The sequence below is a fragment of the Pseudomonas parafulva NBRC 16636 = DSM 17004 genome (assembly GCF_000730645.1).
GTDB classification, from domain to species: domain Bacteria; phylum Pseudomonadota; class Gammaproteobacteria; order Pseudomonadales; family Pseudomonadaceae; genus Aquipseudomonas; species Aquipseudomonas parafulva.
On record NZ_BBIU01000003.1, the window covers coordinates 19,655 to 37,365 of the forward strand.

16 protein-coding genes are annotated in these 17,711 nt (G+C 62.9%); 6 read left to right on the forward strand and 10 right to left on the reverse strand.

Annotated elements, in window-relative coordinates; genetic code table 11:
* Positions 1 to 39: 39 nt before the first annotated feature.
* The 4 genes from PPA02S_RS01565 to PPA02S_RS01580 are packed head-to-tail and all read left to right on the forward strand — an operon-like array spanning position 40 to position 3,526.
* Positions 40 to 1,173 (forward strand): ABC transporter permease, encoded by a 1,134-nt coding sequence (locus PPA02S_RS01565; RefSeq protein WP_028633103.1) that lies wholly within the window; start codon positions 40 to 42, stop codon positions 1,171 to 1,173.
* Positions 1,170 to 1,961: an ABC transporter ATP-binding protein gene (locus tag PPA02S_RS01570; protein ID WP_028633104.1), complete on the forward strand. Its 792-nt coding sequence runs from the start codon at positions 1,170 to 1,172 to the stop codon at positions 1,959 to 1,961. The genes PPA02S_RS01565 and PPA02S_RS01570 overlap by 4 nt, the downstream gene beginning before the upstream one ends.
* A 3-nt stretch (positions 1,962 to 1,964) precedes the next feature.
* Positions 1,965 to 2,903 (forward strand): MlaD family protein, encoded by a 939-nt coding sequence (locus PPA02S_RS01575; protein WP_028633105.1) that lies wholly within the window; start codon positions 1,965 to 1,967, stop codon positions 2,901 to 2,903.
* The gene (locus tag PPA02S_RS01580) at positions 2,900 to 3,526 is read left to right on the forward strand and encodes an ABC-type transport auxiliary lipoprotein family protein (protein ID WP_028633106.1); all 627 of its coding nucleotides are present in this window, start codon (positions 2,900 to 2,902) and stop codon (positions 3,524 to 3,526) included. Before PPA02S_RS01575 ends, PPA02S_RS01580 begins: the two co-directional genes overlap by 4 nt.
* Here the strand turns inward: PPA02S_RS01580 and PPA02S_RS01585 are convergent.
* The 6 genes from PPA02S_RS01585 to PPA02S_RS01615 form a co-directional block, all read right to left on the reverse strand.
* On the reverse strand, positions 3,508 to 4,737 hold the full coding sequence (locus PPA02S_RS01585) for a nucleoside recognition domain-containing protein (protein WP_028633107.1): 1,230 nt from the start codon (positions 4,735 to 4,737) through the stop codon (positions 3,508 to 3,510). The genes PPA02S_RS01580 and PPA02S_RS01585 overlap by 19 nt on opposite strands.
* A 168-nt stretch (positions 4,738 to 4,905) precedes the next feature.
* On the reverse strand, positions 4,906 to 6,234 hold the full coding sequence (gltP, locus tag PPA02S_RS01590; RefSeq protein WP_028633108.1) for a glutamate/aspartate:proton symporter GltP: 1,329 nt from the start codon (positions 6,232 to 6,234) through the stop codon (positions 4,906 to 4,908).
* A gap of 736 nt (positions 6,235 to 6,970) precedes the next feature.
* Entirely contained in the window at positions 6,971 to 7,441 is a 471-nt protein-coding gene (locus PPA02S_RS01600) for an inhibitor of vertebrate lysozyme family protein (RefSeq protein WP_028633110.1), read from the reverse strand.
* A complete protein-coding gene (locus PPA02S_RS22415; RefSeq protein WP_023532363.1) occupies positions 7,441 to 7,602 on the reverse strand; it encodes a DUF1328 domain-containing protein in 162 nt (53 codons plus the stop codon). Before PPA02S_RS22415 ends, PPA02S_RS01600 begins: the two co-directional genes overlap by 1 nt.
* 34 nt (positions 7,603 to 7,636) lie before the next feature.
* Positions 7,637 to 7,927 (reverse strand): hypothetical protein, encoded by a 291-nt coding sequence (locus tag PPA02S_RS01610; protein WP_028633111.1) that lies wholly within the window; start codon positions 7,925 to 7,927, stop codon positions 7,637 to 7,639.
* A 173-nt stretch (positions 7,928 to 8,100) separates the two neighbouring features.
* The gene (locus PPA02S_RS01615; protein ID WP_028633112.1) at positions 8,101 to 8,922 is read right to left on the reverse strand and encodes a BON domain-containing protein; all 822 of its coding nucleotides are present in this window, start codon (positions 8,920 to 8,922) and stop codon (positions 8,101 to 8,103) included.
* 211 nt (positions 8,923 to 9,133) lie between these two features.
* Here PPA02S_RS01615 and algB point away from each other — a divergent pair, with 211 nt between their 5' ends.
* Together algB and PPA02S_RS01625 are read left to right on the forward strand one after the other, a co-directional pair.
* Entirely contained in the window at positions 9,134 to 10,480 is a 1,347-nt protein-coding gene (algB, locus tag PPA02S_RS01620; protein WP_028633113.1) for a sigma-54-dependent response regulator transcription factor AlgB, read from the forward strand.
* A gap of 11 nt (positions 10,481 to 10,491) precedes the next feature.
* Positions 10,492 to 12,258, forward strand: a complete 1,767-nt coding sequence (locus PPA02S_RS01625; protein ID WP_033727984.1) for a KinB sensor domain-containing domain — start codon at positions 10,492 to 10,494, stop codon at positions 12,256 to 12,258.
* Between the two features lie 9 nt (positions 12,259 to 12,267).
* On the opposite strand, the gene PPA02S_RS01630 is transcribed toward PPA02S_RS01625, so the two are convergent.
* The 4 genes from PPA02S_RS01630 to PPA02S_RS01645 form a co-directional block, all read right to left on the reverse strand.
* The gene (locus PPA02S_RS01630) at positions 12,268 to 13,872 is read right to left on the reverse strand and encodes an EAL domain-containing protein (RefSeq protein WP_028633115.1); all 1,605 of its coding nucleotides are present in this window, start codon (positions 13,870 to 13,872) and stop codon (positions 12,268 to 12,270) included.
* 104 nt (positions 13,873 to 13,976) lie between these two features.
* Positions 13,977 to 14,765, reverse strand: a complete 789-nt coding sequence (locus PPA02S_RS01635; protein ID WP_028633116.1) for an N-acetylmuramoyl-L-alanine amidase — start codon at positions 14,763 to 14,765, stop codon at positions 13,977 to 13,979.
* A gap of 77 nt (positions 14,766 to 14,842) precedes the next feature.
* Positions 14,843 to 16,759, reverse strand: a complete 1,917-nt coding sequence (locus PPA02S_RS01640) for a GGDEF domain-containing protein (protein ID WP_028633117.1) — start codon at positions 16,757 to 16,759, stop codon at positions 14,843 to 14,845.
* 95 nt (positions 16,760 to 16,854) lie between these two features.
* Positions 16,855 to 17,709, reverse strand: a complete 855-nt coding sequence (locus PPA02S_RS01645) for an endonuclease/exonuclease/phosphatase family protein (protein ID WP_028633118.1) — start codon at positions 17,707 to 17,709, stop codon at positions 16,855 to 16,857.
* Positions 17,710 to 17,711 lie beyond the last annotated feature (2 nt).

Below are 17,711 nucleotides of genomic sequence, written 5' to 3' on the forward strand. Positions count from 1 at the left end.
CTATGATCAGCCGCTGAGCCCTAGCGCAGAGCCTGTAGCATGGAGCCGTTGTCACCCCCCAGCGCCACCCTCGATACATCCAGCCACCCGGCCTGCCTGCGCATCGCCGGTGACTGGACGCTGGCGCACTATGCCACCCTCAGGCGCCAGAGCCAGAGCTTGCGCACCCAGTACGGCGACGATGCCGTCGCCGACCTTAGCCAGCTGGGCCGCCTGGACACTGCCGGCGCCTCGCTGCTGGCCGAACTGCTGGGGGCGCAACGCCTGGCCCGCTGTACGGCTCAGTTGCCGGAGGCAAACCGCGCACTGCTGAACACTGTCTACACCTCGGTCGAAAACTACTGCATCCCGGTAAGGGAGCCCGAGCGCAATGCGCTGCTGATGCTGCTGGAACGCATCGGCTGTGCGGTGGGCACGTTGTGGCGGGACACCCTGCAATTGCTCGGCTTCGCCGGCGTAATCCTGCAAACCCTGATGCGCCGCGCCCTGCAGCCCCACCGCTGGCGCTGGACACCCGTCGTTGCGCACATCGAGCAGACTGGCCTGGACGCTGCCCCCATCGTGGCCCTGCTCACGTTTCTGGTGGGGGCGGTGGTGGCCTTCCTCGGGGCCACGGTATTGGCAGACTTCGGCGCCACTATTTTCACCGTCGACCTGGTGGCCTTTTCATTCCTGCGCGAGTTTGCCGTGCTGCTTACCGCCATCCTGATGGCCGGCCGCACTGCCAGCGCCTTCACAGCGCAAATCGGCTCGATGAAAGCCAACGAGGAAATCGACGCCATCCGCACCCTGGGGCTCAACCCCATCGAATTGCTGGTACTGCCCAGGGTGCTGGCGCTGCTGATCTCATTACCCCTGCTAACCTTCGTCGCCATGCTGTGCGGCATGGTCGGTGGCGCCGTGGTGTGCGCCTTGTCCCTGGATATTCCGCCGGCCATGTTCCTGTCGCTGCTGCAAACCGACATTGGCGTGCAGCACCTGCTGGTGGGCTTGGTGAAGGCACCGTTCTTCGCGTTCCTGATTGCTGCCATCGGCTGCCTGGAAGGCTTCAAGGTCAGCGGCAGTGCGGAATCGGTAGGCGCGCACACCACTTCAGCGGTGGTGCAGTCGATTTTCGTGGTGATCGTACTGGATGCCGTTGCAGCATTGTATTTCATGGAGATGGGCTGGTGAGCACAGACAACACCGTCATCCAGGCCCGGGGTATCTGCAACCGTTTCGGGCAACAGGTGGTGCACGAAAACCTTGATCTCGACCTCTATCGGGGTGAAATCCTGGGGGTGGTCGGTGGCTCGGGCAGCGGCAAGTCGGTGCTGCTGCGCAGTATCGTCGGCCTGCGCCGCCCCGACGCAGGGCAGGTAAGGGTGTTTGGCCAGGACCTCGCCAGCCTGGGTGAAGAACAGCGCTCGGCCGTTGAAAGGCGTTTTGGCGTGCTGTTCCAGAAAGGCGCGCTGTTCTCTTCGCTGACCTTGACCGAGAACGTGGCATTGCCGCTGATCGAGCACGCCGGCCTGTCCCGTACCGACGCCGAACACCTGGCCGGGGTCAAGCTGGCCCTGGCCGGGCTGCCGATCTCGGCCGCCGACAAGTACCCGGTATCGCTGTCTGGGGGGATGATCAAGCGGGCGGCGCTGGCCCGTGCCCTGGCGCTGGACCCTGACATCCTGTTTCTTGACGAACCCACTGCAGGCCTGGACCCGATCGGTGCAGCTGCCTTCGACCAACTCATCCTGACCCTGCGTGACGCGCTGGGCCTTTCGGTGTTTCTGATTACCCACGACCTGGACACCCTCTACACCATTACTGACCGCATCGCGGTGTTGTCACAGAAGAAGGTGCTGGTGGCGGGCCCACTGGCAGAGGTTGCGCAACACCCCGACAGCTGGATCCAAGCGTACTTTCATGGCCCCCGCGGGCGCGCAGCCGAGCAGGCCGCCCCCCGTACCGGGCAGGAGCACTGAGCAATGGAAACCCGAGCCCATCACGTTCTCATCGGCCTGGTCACCGTCCTGGTGGTGGCCGGCGCCATGCTGTTCGGCCTGTGGCTGGCCAAATCCAGCGTGGACGATGCTTTCAAGGACTACGAGGTCGTGTTCAACGAAGCCGTGTCCGGGCTGTCCCGGGGCAGCGCCGTGCAGTACAACGGCATCAAGGTGGGCGATGTGTCCAGCCTGCGCCTGGACCCGAAAGACCCTCGCAGGGTCCTGGCGCGCGTACGCCTGAGTGCCGACACCCCCGTGAAGGAAGACACCCAGGCCAAGCTGACCCTGGCCGGGGTAACCGGCAACTCGTTCATCCAGCTGAGCGGTGGCACGCCCCAGAGCCCGGAGCTGAAGGGAAGGGACGGCAAGCTGCCGGTGATCATCGCCTCGCCGTCGCCCATTGCACGGCTGCTCACCGACGGTAGCGACCTGGTCACCAACATCAACCTGCTGCTGCACAATGCCAACCAGATGTTCTCCGAGGACAACATTGGCCATTTTGGCAACACCCTGGCCAACCTCGACAAGACCACAGGCGCACTGGCCGGGCAGCACGGCAGCATCACACAGGCCATCGAGCAGCTGGTACAGGCGGGCAAGCAGGCCAGCGCCACCCTGGCCGAAACCCAGGTGCTTATGCGTAACGCCAATGGCCTGCTCAACAGCGAAGGGCGCCAGGCCATCGGCAGCGCCGAGCAAGCCATGCAGTCGCTGGCCCAGAGCACGGCCACCATCAACCGCCTGCTGCAGGACAACCGCGAAGCGCTCGACAACGGCGCCCAAGGCCTCGACCAGCTGACGCCGGCCATTCGTGAACTGCGTGAGACGCTCAATGCGCTCAAGGGCATTTCCCGGCAGCTGGAAGCCGACCCCAGCGGCTACCTGCTGGGCCGCGACAACCACAAGGAGTTTCAGCCATGAGCGCCACAATGCGCCTGCTGGGCGCGGCCGTGGCGATGAGCCTGGCCAGCGCCTGCTCGATCCTGCCGCAAAGCGAGCCTGTCGACCTCTACCGCCTGCCAGTCGACCAGCCAAGCCGGGCGGTGCCAGCGGTGGAGTGGTCACTGCGCCTGAACAAGCCCCTGGCCAGCGAGGCGCTCGCCGGGCCACGAATTGCCGTCGTCCCCCACGGGAATGTAATCAGCAGCTACAAAGGGGCACGTTGGGCTGATGCCTCCCCCATTCTGGTACGCAACCGCCTGCTCGATGGCTTCCAGCGGGACGGCCGCGTGCAGCGCCTGAGCGCTGACGACAGCAACCTGCAGGGCGACTTCGAGCTGGTGGGTGAATTGCTGGCCTTCCAGACCGAATACCGCCCGGGCGGGGCCGTGGAAGTGGTGGTTCGCTATGACGCGCGCCTGGTGCAAGGGCGCACCCAGCGCATCCTTGCCAGCAAGCGGTTTGAGGTGCACCAGCCGCTGGCTGACACGCAATTGCCAGCCGTTGTAGCCGGCTTCGGCCAGGCCAGCGACCAGCTGACCGGGCAAGTGGTGGGTTGGACCATCACCCAGGCCGGGGCCTGGGTTCAGGCGAAGAACCAGTAGCAGACGAAGATCGCCGCCACCACGCCGGAGAACTCAGCCAGCAACGCGCAACCGACCGCATGCCGGACGCGCTGGATACCCACCGCGCCAAAGTACACCGCCAGTACGTAGAAGGTGGTTTCGGTACTGCCCTGAATGGTCGCGGCCACCAGCGCCGGGAAACTGTCCACGCCCTGCGCCTGCATGGTCTCGATCAGCATGGCCCGCGCCGCGCTCCCCGAGAACGGTTTGACCAGCGCGGTGGGCAAGCCATCGACGAATCGCGTATCCAGGCCCAGCCAAGTCACCAGGTGGCGGATACCGTCCAGGGCGATCTCCAGGGCGCCTGAGGCGCGCAGCACGCCAACCGCCACCAGCATTGCCACCAGATAAGGCAGCAGGTTCCTGGCCACGTCGAAGCCTTCCTTGGCGCCCTCGACGAAGGCTTCGTACACCTTCACCCGCTTCAGCGCACCGATGACCAGAAACAGCATGATGACCCCGAACAGGGTGAGGTTGCCCAGTATGGAAGACAGGCTGGCCAGCGCAGCCGCCGACAGGGTGCCCAGAAACGCCATGAAACCGCACAGCAGCAAGGCACCGGGGATCAGATAGGCCAGCACCACCGGGTCCCACAATCGCAGGCGCTGCATCACCGCCACGGACAACAGGCCCACCAGGGTCGAGACGCTGGTGGCCAGCAGAATGGGCAGGAACACCATGGTGGGGTCAGGTGCCCCTTGCTGGGCCCGGTACATGAAGATGGTCACGGGCAACAGGGTGAGCGAAGAGGCGTTCAGTACCAGGAACAGAATCTGTGCATTGCTCGCGGTAGTGCTGCTGGGATTCAGCGCTTGCAGGGCCCGCATTGCCTTCAGGCCGATGGGTGTGGCAGCGTTGTCCAGGCCCAGGCCGTTGGCGGCGAAGTTCATGGTGATCAACCCCAGCGCCGGGTGCCCAGGGGGTACCTCAGGCATCAGCCGGGCGAACAGCGGGCCCAGCACCTTGGCCAGCCACTCGACGATACCGGCCTGCTCGGCAATTTTCAGAAAGCCCAGCCACAGGGTGAGGGTGCCGAACAGCAACACCATCACCTCGACCGACAGTTTGGCCATGGCGAAGATACTCTCGACCATCGCCGCGAAGATGCCAGCGTTGCCACCTACCAGCCATTGGGCCATGGCAGACACTGCTGCCACCAGGAAAAAGCCGAGCCAAAGGCCGTTGAGCATCCGCGTGTACCCCCTGAAAAATGCCCGAATGATAGCGGAAGTTGCCCCTACCGGCTTCACCCCTGGTAGGGCCGGCTTGCCGGCCATAGGGCCAACTGCACCCTACAGCCCTTACAGACAGCAAAAAGCCCCGACAAGTCGGGGCTTCTGTTCAAGCAACCATCACGCTCAGCGCTTGACGGGCTCGCCAACCACCGCAGCCTGCCGCTTTTCAGCAACCAGCGAGGCGTAGTACTGCTCGCCCTTGGCCGCATCGTACATGCCTTCCCAACGGGAGATCACCAGCGCCGCCAGGGCGTTGCCGATCACGTTCAGCGCAGTACGGGCCATGTCCATGATGCGGTCGACACCGGCAATGAAGGCCAGGCCTTCCAGCGGGATGCCCACGCTGCCCAGGGTCGCCAGCAGCACCACGAACGACACGCCCGGCACGCCCGCGATACCCTTGGAGGTCACCATCAGGGTCAGCACCAGCAGCAGTTGCTGGCTCCACGACAGGTCGATACCGTACAGCTGGGCGATGAAGATGGCCGCAATGCTCTGGTACAGGGTCGAGCCATCGAGGTTGAAGGAATAGCCGGTTGGCACCACGAACGAGCAGATCGACTTCGGGGCGCCGTACTTCTCCATCTTCTCGATCACCCGCGGCAGCACGGTTTCCGAGCTGGAGGTGGAGTAGGCCAGGATCAGCTCATCTTTCATGATGCGCATGATCTTGATCACCGAGAAACCAAACAGCCGCGCCACCAGGCCCAGCACCATGAAGGCGAAGAAGGCGATGGCGAAGTACACCAGCAGCACCAGCTTGGCCAGCGGCAGCAGCGAGCTGAAACCGAAGTTGGCCACGGTCACGGCGATCAGGGCAAACACGCCGATCGGAGCGTAGTTCATGATCATGTGAGTGACCTTGAACATGGTTTCCGAAACGGCCTGGAAGGTGCGTACCAACGGGTCGCGCAGCTCTGCCTGCAGGCTGGAGAGGCCCAGGCCGAACATCACCGAGAAGAAGATGATCGGCAGCATTTCGCCACGCATCAGCGCTGCAAAGATGTTCGACGGGATCAGGTTGAGCAGCGTTTCGATGAAGGCATGCTCATGCTGCACCTCAGCCGCGGTTGCCTGGTACTTGGAGATGTCCACGGTCCCCAAGGTACTCATGTCGATACCGGCACCTGGGTGGAACAGGTTGGCCAGCACCAGGCCCACCACGATGGCAATGGTGGTGACGACTTCGAAATACAGAATGGTCTTGAGGCCGATACTGCCCAGCTTTTTCGCATCGCCAACCCCGGCGATACCCACGATCAACGACGAAATCACGATCGGGACGACGATCATCTTGATCAGGCGAATGAAGATGTCACCAGCTGGCTGGAGGACGTTGCTGATCCACCATGCCTTTTCCGCACTGAAGTGATTCAGTAGCGCACCGACTGCAACGCCCAGCAGCAGACCGATGACGATCTGCCAGGCGAGGCTCAGTTTTGCCTTCTTCATGTCTTTACCCTTTGTTCTAGTGGTCATGCCACCTCACGGAAACCCGCAGACCCTGCCATCGGCAAATTCCGGCGGTAACGCCTTCCGCAAGGCAACGTGTTGTAAGGACAGCGCAGGCGGGCGTGAGGGCGCCCTGGCCGGCGAAAAAGGCGGCAACTATTGCGATGGCAAAAGGGGAAATCTAATGCCTGAAATGCATAGCCCATACCGATAACGCATAAGGATTTCAGCGTTATTGAGCGCTGCAATGAGCCTGGATGGTCCGCGTTCGGGATACCGAACAAGGCCATAGCGCCAAATCAAGGCAGAAATGACAGTAGCGGAAGGTAGGAAGATTCAGCTTGTTCGACAATCCGAATGGCAAAAATGCCACCCGAATGAATGAAGGGCAGAGCAAAAAAAAACTGATGTACGGTTGAGACAAAATGTGTCTTCAAACAATAAACGTGCAAGCCCATCGCGACGGGCTCCTCGGAAGCCAGGCCTGCCATGAGCCTTTCCATGGCACCCAGCCTGACGCTTCCGATTCCGCCTTTTCCTGACCCGGCCCACTGAGTGGAGGCACTCCCTGTACCCCTAGGCCGCTCCGGCCCTGCAACAGCCAGAACAGCCCGGCCCCATGGTCATGTGCTGCTCCTCCTCGGAGCGGCGCATCATGGAAGGCTGACACTATAGGGCCGTTCAGCTTCCATTTCGTGACAGTGCAGGGCGTTCTACCCGTACCGTCAGCAAACACTCAATACCAGTTCGGGTCACGCTTGAGCTGGTCCTGCAGCAACGCCTTCATGCCGTCATCCGGCTTGCCGAACCAGGTGTACTTCGCATGACGGGTCGGCGACTTGTAGCTTGGCAGGCCCTCAGGCACTTCCACCAACATGCCGTAGGCATCATCCTTGTCCCAGCTCACCGCCACGACCAGGCGCTTGTACGTGCAGTTGTTATCCGACTCGCACAGCGGGCCGACCAGGTATTTGTCGCCATCTTCGGTTAACGCCGACATCTGCTGAGACGAGCTGCCCGACAGGTTGATTACCCATTCCGGCAGGTTTTCCTTGCCCTTGATCGCGTCGTGCCAGGCTTCCCGGTACTTGGCGTCGGTCCCCAGCAGCTGGTTCACACGCAGTTGGCCATCATTGGCCGCCACCGCCGCGCCAGTGGCGCTCAACAGCAGAGCGCCAGCCAGAACGTTACGCAACAGGCTGCCCATTACCGTCGACCACGTCCGAAGAAGAAGGAAGCGACGAACAGAACCAGGAAGACGATGAACAGGATCTTGGCAATCCCTGTAGCAGCGCCCGCGATGCCACCAAAGCCCAGAACTGCAGCGACGATAGCGATGATGAGGAAAGTGATAGCCCAGCTCAGCATGGTGATTCTCCTTTCTTTTTGACGGCAGTGTGGGTCAGAACACCCAACGATCCTGAGGTACGACGTGTTCAACGGTGGCCGGTGAAGCGGCTTTGCCTTGCGAAGGCAGCTGTTCCGCTGCCTTTACCAGGTTACTGGCCCGCGTCGACTGGATCTGGGACAGCAAGGCGGTTTGCGCCGCCACCTGATCCGCAAGGCGGGCTGTTTGAACGCTGTAGTAGAAGAGGCCGGCTGCCAAAGTCAGCACCACCGCAACCCCCAGCGACAAGATTTGGCGCAGAGGCAGTGCAGCGACTTGCGAGTGGTTGACGGGTTGGCGGCTCATGCTGGCTCTCCTGCTGTAATTTTTGTCCAGACCTGAACAAGTAATTGCAGCCTGCGTGCCAGCTTTTAAATCATCAGAAATCCCTTATAAATCAACAACTTAAAATATTGAACCAATCAACCCTGGGACGTATCCTGCACGATGCCCGATTTACCTCCGTGCGAAATGCACGATCAGCCTTCCACCTTCGTCGCCACCTTGAGCATGTCTGCATCCACGCCACGCACGCCGATGATCTGCCGGGCGATCTCGGAGGCGATGGTTTTTTGCTCAGGGCTGACCACCTCACCCGCCAAGCGCACCATCCCTTCCTCGCTCACAACCTTGAGGTTGAGGCCATCCAGGTTGCGGCTGAAGCGGTAACTGCTCTGGATCTTGTCGACGATCCAGCCATCACTGGGTTGCGGCCCGCTGGGCAGGCCTACCGGTGCGTTCTTGGCCTTGGCCATGGCTGCAGTGTCCAGGCTGACCAGGTTGTTGACCAGGTAGACGCCGTCGGTGGTGCGCGCCACCACCCCCGCCAGCTCCTTGGCCTCCGCGCTGTCCACCCTGCCACGCAGCGTTACCACGCCGTTGTCGCTGTTCACCTCGATAGGCGCTTTTTCGGTGACGCGGCTCCAGGATAAGCGCGCCCTGATCACAGCTGCCAAGGTGGCATCCTCCACGCGCCGGGCGTAGGCACGCAGCTCAAGCGGGCGTTCGACCAGGCTCGCGTTCACCTGCAACTGGTTCTGCACCTTGTCGATGCCGGAGGTGGCCAAGGCGACGTCCTCGGCCAACCGACGCTCGACATCATTTTCCACCTCACCCGACAGCTGTGCCTGAGCACCGTCCACGTCCACCTTGATGCGATACGGGTTCAGCACCGGGTTAAGCGACAGTGCAGTTTGCAACGCCCCCTGCAGGCGGGCATCGTGCACGGCGTCAGCAGCTGCAGGGTGCGCAATTGCCAGCAAGCTGACACCCAACGCCAAGGCGCGGAAAGGAAATGGCATGGCTTTCTCCCTTTTTGTAGGCAAAATCTGTAATTCATCGCAACCAATGTGCCAAGCGCTGCCTCTAAGCAAATCACCGGCAGATTGCGGCTTTCAGGCATCATTCGGCCATTTGCTAGCATGCAAAGGGCAGAATCCTTCAGAATTGACCATGCAACTTGCCCGATTTTTCCCACACTAAACAAAGATATTTCCCTAAGGAGCGCAGGTAATGGAATCAGCCCAGGACAAACAAGGCCGGATTCTGCTGGTGGATGACGAGTCCGCGATCCTGCGCACGTTCCGTTATTGCCTGGAGGACGAGGGCTACAGTGTGGCCACCGCCAACAGCGCATCCCAGGCAGATACCCTGTTGCAACGCCAGGTGTTCGACCTGTGCTTCCTCGACTTGCGCCTGGGTGAAGACAATGGCCTGGACGTGCTGGCACAGATGCGCATCCAGGCCCCGTGGATGCGCGTGGTCATCGTGACCGCACACTCCGCCATCGACACGGCAGTGGATGCGATCCAGGCCGGCGCTGCCGACTACCTGGTCAAACCCTGCAGCCCGGACCAATTGCGCCTGGCCACCGCCAAGCAATTGGAGGTGCGACAACTCTCGGCACGTCTGGAAGCCCTGGAAGGCGAGGTGCGCAAGCCCAAGGACGGCCTGGACTCGCACAGCCCGGCCATGATGGTGGTACTCGAAACTGCCCGGCAGGTGGCCACCACCGACGCCAACATCCTGATCCTCGGTGAATCGGGTACCGGTAAAGGCGAGCTGGCCCGCGCCATCCACGGCTGGAGCAAACGTGCCCGCAAGGCCTGCGTCACCATCAACTGCCCATCGCTGAACGCCGAACTGATGGAAAGCGAGTTGTTCGGCCATACCCGCGGTGCGTTCACCGGTGCCAGCGAAAGCACCCTGGGCCGGGTCAGCCAGGCGGACGGTGGCACCCTGTTCCTCGACGAAATCGGTGACTTCCCGCTGACCCTGCAACCCAAGCTGTTGCGCTTTATCCAGGACAAGGAATACGAACGCGTCGGTGACCCGGTTACCCGCCGCGCCGACGTGCGCATCCTCGCCGCCACCAACCTCAACCTTGAAGAAATGGTGCGGGACGGGCGTTTCCGAGAAGACCTGCTGTACCGCCTCAACGTAATCACCCTGCACCTGCCGCCGCTGCGCGAGCGCAGCGAAGACATCCTGACCCTGGCAGATCGGTTCCTGGCCCGCTTCGTGAAGGAGTATTCGCGCCCAGGCCGCGGCTTCAGTGACGAAGCACGGGCGGCCCTGCTGAATTACCGTTGGCCAGGCAACATCCGTGAATTGCGCAACGTGGTGGAGCGGGCGAGCATCATCTGCCCACAGGAAAAAGTTGAAATCAGCCACCTGGGCATGGGCGAGCAACCTGCGGGCAATGCACCGCGGGTAGGGGCCGCCCTGAGCCTGGACGAGCTTGAGCGCGCCCACATCGGCGCCGTGCTGGCGGCCAGCGATACCCTCGACCAGGCAGCCAAGACCCTGGGCATCGATGCATCGACCCTGTACCGCAAGCGCAAGCAGTACAACCTGTGAAATGGCCAACCATGAAGCTGCGCACGCGGCTGTTCCTCAGCATATCGGCGCTGGTCACCGTGGCGTTGCTTGGGTTGTTGCTGGGGCTGGTCAGTGTGCTGCAGATGGCCTCGGTGCAACAGCAACTGGTGCGCGACACTACCCACTCGCTGGAGGTAGGCCTCAAGCTGCGCCAGAACCTGGGTAACCAGTTGATTCAGATCCTCGATGAAACGCCTGCCACTGAGAACCTTCAGGTGCTGCAGGAGGACTTCCAGCAGCTACTCGGCCAAGGGGTAGCCCAGGGCAGCGAGCGCGAAGGCTTCATCAAAGCCAGCGCGCATTATCAGGACTTCCTCAAGGCCTACCGCGAGAGCGCTACGCCTTCGCGCAGCATGGGCGTGGACCAACCGTTGGGCGCTGCTTTCAATCAGGTCCGCACCGACCTCATCGACGCCCACAAGCAGGCCTTGCAATACATCAGCCGCAGTGAAGAGCAATCCCGTGACCGGGCGCTCCTGGTCAGTGGCACCCTCGGCCTGATGGGCCTGGTGGTGCTGGTGCTGGGCTTCATCACCGCGCACAACATTGCCCGGCGCTTTGGCCAGCCCATCGAGGCCCTGGCCAAGGCGGCAGACCAGCTGGGCAAAGGCAACTTCGATGTCACGCTGCCGGTAACCCAGGCCAGCGAGCTCAACCAGCTCACCCGCCGGTTCGGGCTGATGGCCGATGCCCTGCGCAAACACCAGGCGACCAATGTGGACGAGTTGCTGGCAGGCCAGCAACGCCTGCAGGCCGTGCTCGACAGCATCGACGACGGGCTGCTGATCATCGACCGGCAAGGCCTGCTGGAACACCTCAACCCCGTCGCCCAGCGCCAGCTGGGCTGGACCGACAGCCGGGTCGGCAGCAGCCTGGCCGAAGCCCTGCAACGCCCTGAGCTGGAGCAACAGTTGCGCCAGGTACTGCGCGGCGGCAGCCTGGACCGGCCCCCCGACGACCTGAACATGGAGGTGGACGAGGAGACACGCCTGCTCACCTATAGCCTCACCCCTGTCAGCCACCCGCAAGGGCCTATTCTGGGCGCGGTGATGGTGCTGCACGATGTTACCGAGCAGCGCGCCTTCGAGCGGGTGCGCAGCGAATTCGTGCTGCGCGCCTCCCATGAGCTACGTACCCCGGTCACCGGCATGCACATGGCCTTCGGGCTGCTGCGCGAGCGGGTGTCGTTTGCACCCGAAGCTCGCGAGAACGACCTGCTGGACACCATCGGCGAAGAAATGCAGCGCCTGACGCAGCTGATCAACGACCTGCTCAACTTCAGCCGCTACCAGAGCGGCTTGCAAAAGCTGGAGCTTGCGCCCTGCGCCGTCGACGAACTGCTGGAGCGTGCCCAGGTGCGCTTCGCCGACCAGGCGGGGCAGAAAGACATCGAACTGGTGCTGGCCCTGGAGCCCCCGCTGCCGCGTATACAGGCCGACCTCGCCCAACTCGACCGGGTGCTGGACAACTTGCTGCACAACGCCATCCGCCATACCCCGCAGGGCGGGCGTATCCGCCTGCACGCCCGCCGGCATGCCGAGCGGGTCATCGTCAGTGTCGAGGATAATGGCGAAGGCATCGCCTACGGGCAGCAGGGCCGCATCTTCGAACCCTTCGTGCAGGTGGGGCGCAAGAAAGGCGGCGCCGGCCTGGGCCTGGCGCTGTGCAAGGAGATCGTGCAATTGCACGGGGGCCGCATGGGCGTGTTTTCCCGGCCGGGGCAGGGCACGCAGTTCTATATGGCCTTGCCGGTGTGATGCACAGGGCTAACGCTGCCGCCCATGCGGCAGCTTCCCCCGCGTTACCAGCTCGGCGAACTGCCGGGCAGTGAGGGCCTTGGCGAACAACCAGCCTTGGCCGTAGTTCACCCCTTCACTGAGCAGCAGCACTGCCTGGTCTTCGCGCTCGATACCTTCGGCGATCACTCGCAAGTGAAGGTCATGGGCCATGCGGATAATGTGCGGCGCAACCCCACTGCTGGCGGCATCGTGCCCGAGGGCACCAATGAATGCCTTGTCGATCTTCAGGCAATCAACCGGCAGGGTTTGAAGGTACGCCAGGCTGCAGTAGCCAGTGCCGAAGTCGTCGATCAGCACCTGGTGCCCCTCCGCACGCAGCGTCTGCAGGTTGTCGCGTGCCACTACCACGTCGATCAGGCCGCGCTCGGTGACCTCGAAGGCGATCTGGCTCGCATTAACCCGGTGCAACGCCAGCAGCCGCGCCGCCACCTCGCCGATACGCGGCACCATGACGTCACACGCCGCCAGGTTTACCGAGATGTACAACTTTGGGTGCGACCTCAGCAGCGCGCCCAGTTGCTCCAGCACGCGCTGCAAGACGAAATCGGTGATCTGGCGGATCTGGCCGGTATTTTCGGCCAGCGGTATGAACAGGTCAGGGCTGGTAAGGGTGCCATCAGGCCGGCGCCAGCGCACCAACGCCTCGGCCCCCACACAGCGCCGGGTGTCGAGCTGGAAGATAGGCTGGTACAGCACCTGCAACTGGCCACGGCGCAGGGCATGTTGCAGCTCCGAGCTCATCGAACGGCGTTGCTGTATCAGCTGCAGCACCAGCCAGCCAATGCAACAGGCCCCCAGCACACTGCCCGGGAACAGCAACCACAAGGTGCCGTTCATTCTCAGCGGCAGGCTGGCGCGTGGGGCGATCAGTACAAGCTGATAATCGGGCGACTTGGTCGGCATGCGATAGATCAGACGATCGCTGAACTCCAGCAGCGTCTTGTGGCTGCTGGACCACACCGACGGCGGCGGCCATACCTGGGCCGGGCCAAGCACGGGTATCGCCCGCGCACCGTTGTCCAGCACCACCAGCAGGCTGCCCCCCGGGGGCAAGTCCACCACATCGGTCAGGTGCCCCCGCGAGGTGGACACCAGAAACCTGCCACGGCCAAGCATCAACGCCGCCAGGTTTTCGTCAGGCTCGGTGGTTGTATTAAGCCAGTAGCTGTAGACCGGGCCCTTGATGTCCGGCGCACGCAGCGGTACGAATGCACGCTCGTCTCCCCGGTTGGAGCAGGCCGAATTGCCGTCCACGTAAGCCGCTTCGTAGATGAACCGTGAACTCAGGCCAACCCGTTGCAGGGCAGCCAGCATGGCTGGGCTGCAGCCGCGCACGGGTTGCGCCTGTAGTAAATCGACGCCTTCACGCAACTGGCCGAACACCTGCTCCAGGCGTTCGAGAAAGCGCTCGCCCTGGGCGTTCATCTGCTCGGTTTCGCTCTGCTTCATCTGTTGCAAGGCAACACCGATGCTGGCGGTAAGCAGCAGGGCAGCACTGGCCAACGCTGCCAATGTGGCCAGCATCCAGGGATGGTTGAAAATTTGGCGCAGCGTAGCGGTGGTGTCCGGCATCGAAGGCATCCAGTTGATTACCAAGGTATAGCAACTGGATCAGGATTTACCTTTGCCGTTTGGCGCTTCGCTCGAGCACGGCCTGGCCGCCTGGGCAGTGGGCCTTAGCGGGTACGGTTCAACACCTGCAATATCGCCGCCGTCTGGGCGTCCGGCAGGCCGTCGAAGCGCTGCGGCCGGAACCGCATCTGGAAGGCCGCAAGCACATGCCGGGTGGCCACATCCAACACGCCTGTCTGCTCGATGGCGTAACCAAAGCGCGCCAGTTCCTGCTGGTACCAGCCGACACCAGGCGGGTTGACGTCGAAATAGGCTTGCTGGCGTGCCACCGCGTTTGCATCGGGCCAAATGCCCAGGCCCTCGTCGGCCAGGCGCTTCCACGGGAACATCGGGCCTGGGTCGAGCTTACGCAACGGGGCGATGTCGCTATGGCCGATGATGTGCCTTGGCTCGATGTTGTTGCGCTTGACGATGTCCTTCAACAGCGCGATCAGTGACTGGATCTGCGCTTCGCTGTAAGGGTGCCACACCCGGCCTGCGGGCGTGTCGGTGAAGCCCGGGTTGACGATTTCGATCCCGATCGAGGATGAGTTCAGCCAGGTACGGCCCTGCCACTGGCTGTCGCCTGCGTGCCAGGCGCGGCGGTTTTCGTCTACCAGTTCATAAACCGTACCTGGCCCGTCGCCGATCAGGTAGTGGCTGCTGACCTCGCCATGGGTGAGCAACGCCAATGAGCGCTCCAGCGATGCATTGGTGTAATGCAGCACCACGAACTGGATACGGTTGTCCTGGTTGGCTGAGGGGTGGCTGCGGTCGATACGCAGGCCCGTCGAGCATCCGGCCAGGGTGAACAGCAACAAAGTGATCAGCGTTGTTTTCAGCGTGGAAAGCACATCGATGGCCTCAGCAAATGAGCGCTACAGTATAACGTGCTCCATGACCGCGCGCTCGCGGGTCTAGGAGCCGCTGATCAGCCTTGCTCGATGCGGTTTCGCCCCTGTTCCTTGGCCCGGTAGAGCGCTGCATCGGCACGCTTGAGCACTTGGTCGCCGTGCTCGCCGGCCCGGAACGCACTCAGGCCGATGGAGGTGGTAATGACCACCCGCTCCCCCTTGAAATGGAACGGGCAGGCCTGCACGGCCGCGCGCATGGCCTCGGTGACCTCCAGTGCCTGCGCGGGTGTGGTCTGCGGCAGCAGCAGGACAAACTCCTCGCCGCCGAAGCGGGCAATGAAATGCCGGCCGCGCAAGCGCTTGCGCAATTGATCGGCAACGATCTTCAACACCTTGTCACCGGCCAGGTGCCCATAGCTGTCGTTGATCCGCTTGAAATGATCCAGGTCGAGAATGGCCATGGCCAGGTGACCACCGTGCGCCTGCCACGCCTGCACTTCGGCATCGAGCTGCTCGCTCCACGCGGCGCGGTTGGGCAGGCCGGTCAGCGGGTCCAGCAGGGCCTTCTGGCGCTGTTCTTCCAGGTGCTCGCGATAGCCAAGGGCTTCCTGCTCCATGCTGGCCACCCGCTCGGACAACCCGTGCAGGCGGCCCGCCAGCTCCTGCTCGCGGCGGTCGCGTTCATGCTTGTGCTGATCCATGGTGACCAGCAGGCTTTCGAGCCGGCTGTCCAGTGCCTGCTTGAGGCTCACCACATCGGCGGCACACTGAACATCGCTCTGCAGGCCGCCCACATGCTCACGCAACTGGTTATCCAGCTCCTGCGCTGCGCTGCTGTTGTCGGCATGGCCGGCGCTGGCCTGGTGCAAATAGTCGTGAAAACCTTCCAGGCGTTCGTTGAGCAGTTGCAGGTAGGTTTCAAATTCGTGCTGGCCGCTGTCGGTGATGGCCAGCAACAGAACGGCAAGGTCATCGAGCACCGGTATCAGCTCGTACCAGTTAAGCCCGCGCGCTACCCGGTCGCGCATAGCCTGCGCCTGAGCCTTGTGTCGCTCCGGCAGGCTGAGGTCATCCAGCAGGCCGATCAGGGTCTGCTCGATGTGCGCGGCCACTTGGCTGTAGGGCGGTTCTACCGCGTAGGGCAGGGCGTAGGCCTCATCGGCGGATTCTCCGCTTTCCAGCGGGTGGGGCTCAGGCGTTGGAGCGGTTGGCGGTGGGGTGGCGGCTACGGGACGTTCTGGCAACGGGTCGTTGGCAGGTTGGACTGCGGGCTGGGCAGCAGTATCGACCTCAGGGGCATGCGGTGCATCGAATGCATCGATGCTGTGCGGCGCCGGGGCCTGGGCAAGCGCCGATGGCGGCTCGATGAGCGGCGCTGGTGATGCTGGCGCTTCCGGTGCGGGTGCTGGGGCTGGGGCTGGGGCTGGGGCTGGATCAGCCTCAGGCACCGGGGCCACAGGCACCTCGTCATCACGGCCCTTGAACAGGCGCTGCAGGAACCCCCCACGCGGCTCACCAGCCGACTTGCCCAACGCTGAAAGCGCACGCTCCTGCAAGCCGCTCAACTCGCCCAACAGCGGCGGCAGGTCACGCGATTGGCTCACCCCTGCTTCCAGACGCTTAGCCAGCTTTTTCAACGGCCGGGACACATCGCTGGAAAGGGGCAGGCCTTGCAGTTGCCCTACCAGCGAGGTCAGTGCATCACCCACTTGGTTCATGCGTGTTTCGCGGCGCTGCTCAGAGTCCAGCACCGCCTTCTCCAGCCGCGGAATGAGCCCGGCCAGCCCGGCGTCCATATTGTCGCCACGGATCACCTCGCGCATTTCCTTCATGCACTGGTCCACGATCTTGTCGCTGCCTTCAGCGGCCAGGGTACTGCGCACCAGGCCACGGCGCAGCAAGTCGAGGCGAGCCTCCCAACGCCGCTCGAGCTTCTCCTGCTGCTCGATGCTCTTGAGGTATTTTTCTTTCCAGCGCTCGGCTTCTTCGGTCATGCCTGTGTCCGCACGGGTGATACAACTGGGGCTGTCTGATACACACTGTCGGCGCACACCCCGGGCACTTTAGGGTATGCACAGCTTCAGTTGATTCAGCTCAAGGCCGGCAGCGTATCCACAGTCAATGCATCAGGCAATCGGATCTCGACAGCGACCGGAAGGTGGTCGGAGATCGGTTGGGCCAGCACCTCCACGCGCTCCAGCGTCAGGCTGGGGCTGAGCAGAATGTGGTCCAGGCAACGCTGGGGGCGCCAGCTGGGGAACGTGGCCTCCACCTGCGGGGCAAGCAGGCCAAGGTCGCGCAACGGTGAGTGCTCGAGCAGGTCCGTGGCATGGGTGTTCATGTCCCCCATCAACACCTGGTGGCGATAACCGCCAATCAGTTCGCGGATATAGGCAAGCTGCAGGGCCCGGGTCTTGGCACCCAACGCCAGGTGCATCATGACCACGATCAACGCATCCTCACCCTCACCGAAGCGCACCAGAATGGCACCCCGCCCGGCCGGGCCGGGCAGCGGGTGGTCTTCGAGCTGGTGCGGTTTCAGGCGGCTTAGCACGCCATTGCTGTGTTGGGCAAAGCGGCCAAGGTTGCGATTGAGTTGCTGGTACCAGTAGGGGAAAGCGCCCAACTGCGCCAGGTGCTCGACCTGGTTGATGTAGCCCGAACGCATGCTGCCGCCGTCGGCTTCCTGCAAGGCCACCAGGTCGAAGTCGCTGAGCAGTTGGCCAATCTTCTGCAGGTTACCGGCCCGCCCGGTGTGTGGTAGCAGATGTTGCCAACTGCGGGTCAGGTAGTGCCGGTAGCGTTCGGTGCTGATGCCCACCTGAATGTTGAAGCTGAGCAGCCGCAGGCGACCATCCTCGGGCAGGCCAGGGGCCTGCAGGTGATGCTCGTTGACCTGCGGCTGGTGCAGGCCAATGCCACGCGTGGACCGGAAGCGGGGCATGG

What these genes read in the sequence shown, in the direction of transcription:
- PPA02S_RS01565 (WP_028633103.1), top strand. Translation starts at nt 40, where the DNA reads ATGGAGCCGTTGTCACCCCCCAGCGCCACCCTCGATACATCCAGCCAC.
- PPA02S_RS01575 (WP_028633105.1), top strand. Translation starts at nt 1,965, where the DNA reads ATGGAAACCCGAGCCCATCACGTTCTCATCGGCCTGGTCACCGTCCTG.
- PPA02S_RS01580 (WP_028633106.1), top strand. Translation starts at nt 2,900, where the DNA reads ATGAGCGCCACAATGCGCCTGCTGGGCGCGGCCGTGGCGATGAGCCTG.
- PPA02S_RS01585 (WP_028633107.1), bottom strand. Translation starts at nt 4,737, where the DNA reads ATGCTCAACGGCCTTTGGCTCGGCTTTTTCCTGGTGGCAGCAGTGTCT.
- gltP (WP_028633108.1), bottom strand. Translation starts at nt 6,234, where the DNA reads ATGAAGAAGGCAAAACTGAGCCTCGCCTGGCAGATCGTCATCGGTCTG.
- PPA02S_RS01600 (WP_028633110.1), bottom strand. Translation starts at nt 7,441, where the DNA reads ATGGGCAGCCTGTTGCGTAACGTTCTGGCTGGCGCTCTGCTGTTGAGC.
- PPA02S_RS22415 (WP_023532363.1), bottom strand. Translation starts at nt 7,602, where the DNA reads ATGCTGAGCTGGGCTATCACTTTCCTCATCATCGCTATCGTCGCTGCA.
- PPA02S_RS01610 (WP_028633111.1), bottom strand. Translation starts at nt 7,927, where the DNA reads ATGAGCCGCCAACCCGTCAACCACTCGCAAGTCGCTGCACTGCCTCTG.
- PPA02S_RS01615 (WP_028633112.1), bottom strand. Translation starts at nt 8,922, where the DNA reads ATGCCATTTCCTTTCCGCGCCTTGGCGTTGGGTGTCAGCTTGCTGGCA.
- algB (WP_028633113.1), top strand. Translation starts at nt 9,134, where the DNA reads ATGGAATCAGCCCAGGACAAACAAGGCCGGATTCTGCTGGTGGATGAC.
- PPA02S_RS01625 (WP_033727984.1), top strand. Translation starts at nt 10,492, where the DNA reads ATGAAGCTGCGCACGCGGCTGTTCCTCAGCATATCGGCGCTGGTCACC.
- PPA02S_RS01630 (WP_028633115.1), bottom strand. Translation starts at nt 13,872, where the DNA reads ATGCCGGACACCACCGCTACGCTGCGCCAAATTTTCAACCATCCCTGG.
- PPA02S_RS01640 (WP_028633117.1), bottom strand. Translation starts at nt 16,759, where the DNA reads ATGACCGAAGAAGCCGAGCGCTGGAAAGAAAAATACCTCAAGAGCATC.
- PPA02S_RS01645 (WP_028633118.1), bottom strand. Translation starts at nt 17,709, where the DNA reads ATGCCCCGCTTCCGGTCCACGCGTGGCATTGGCCTGCACCAGCCGCAG.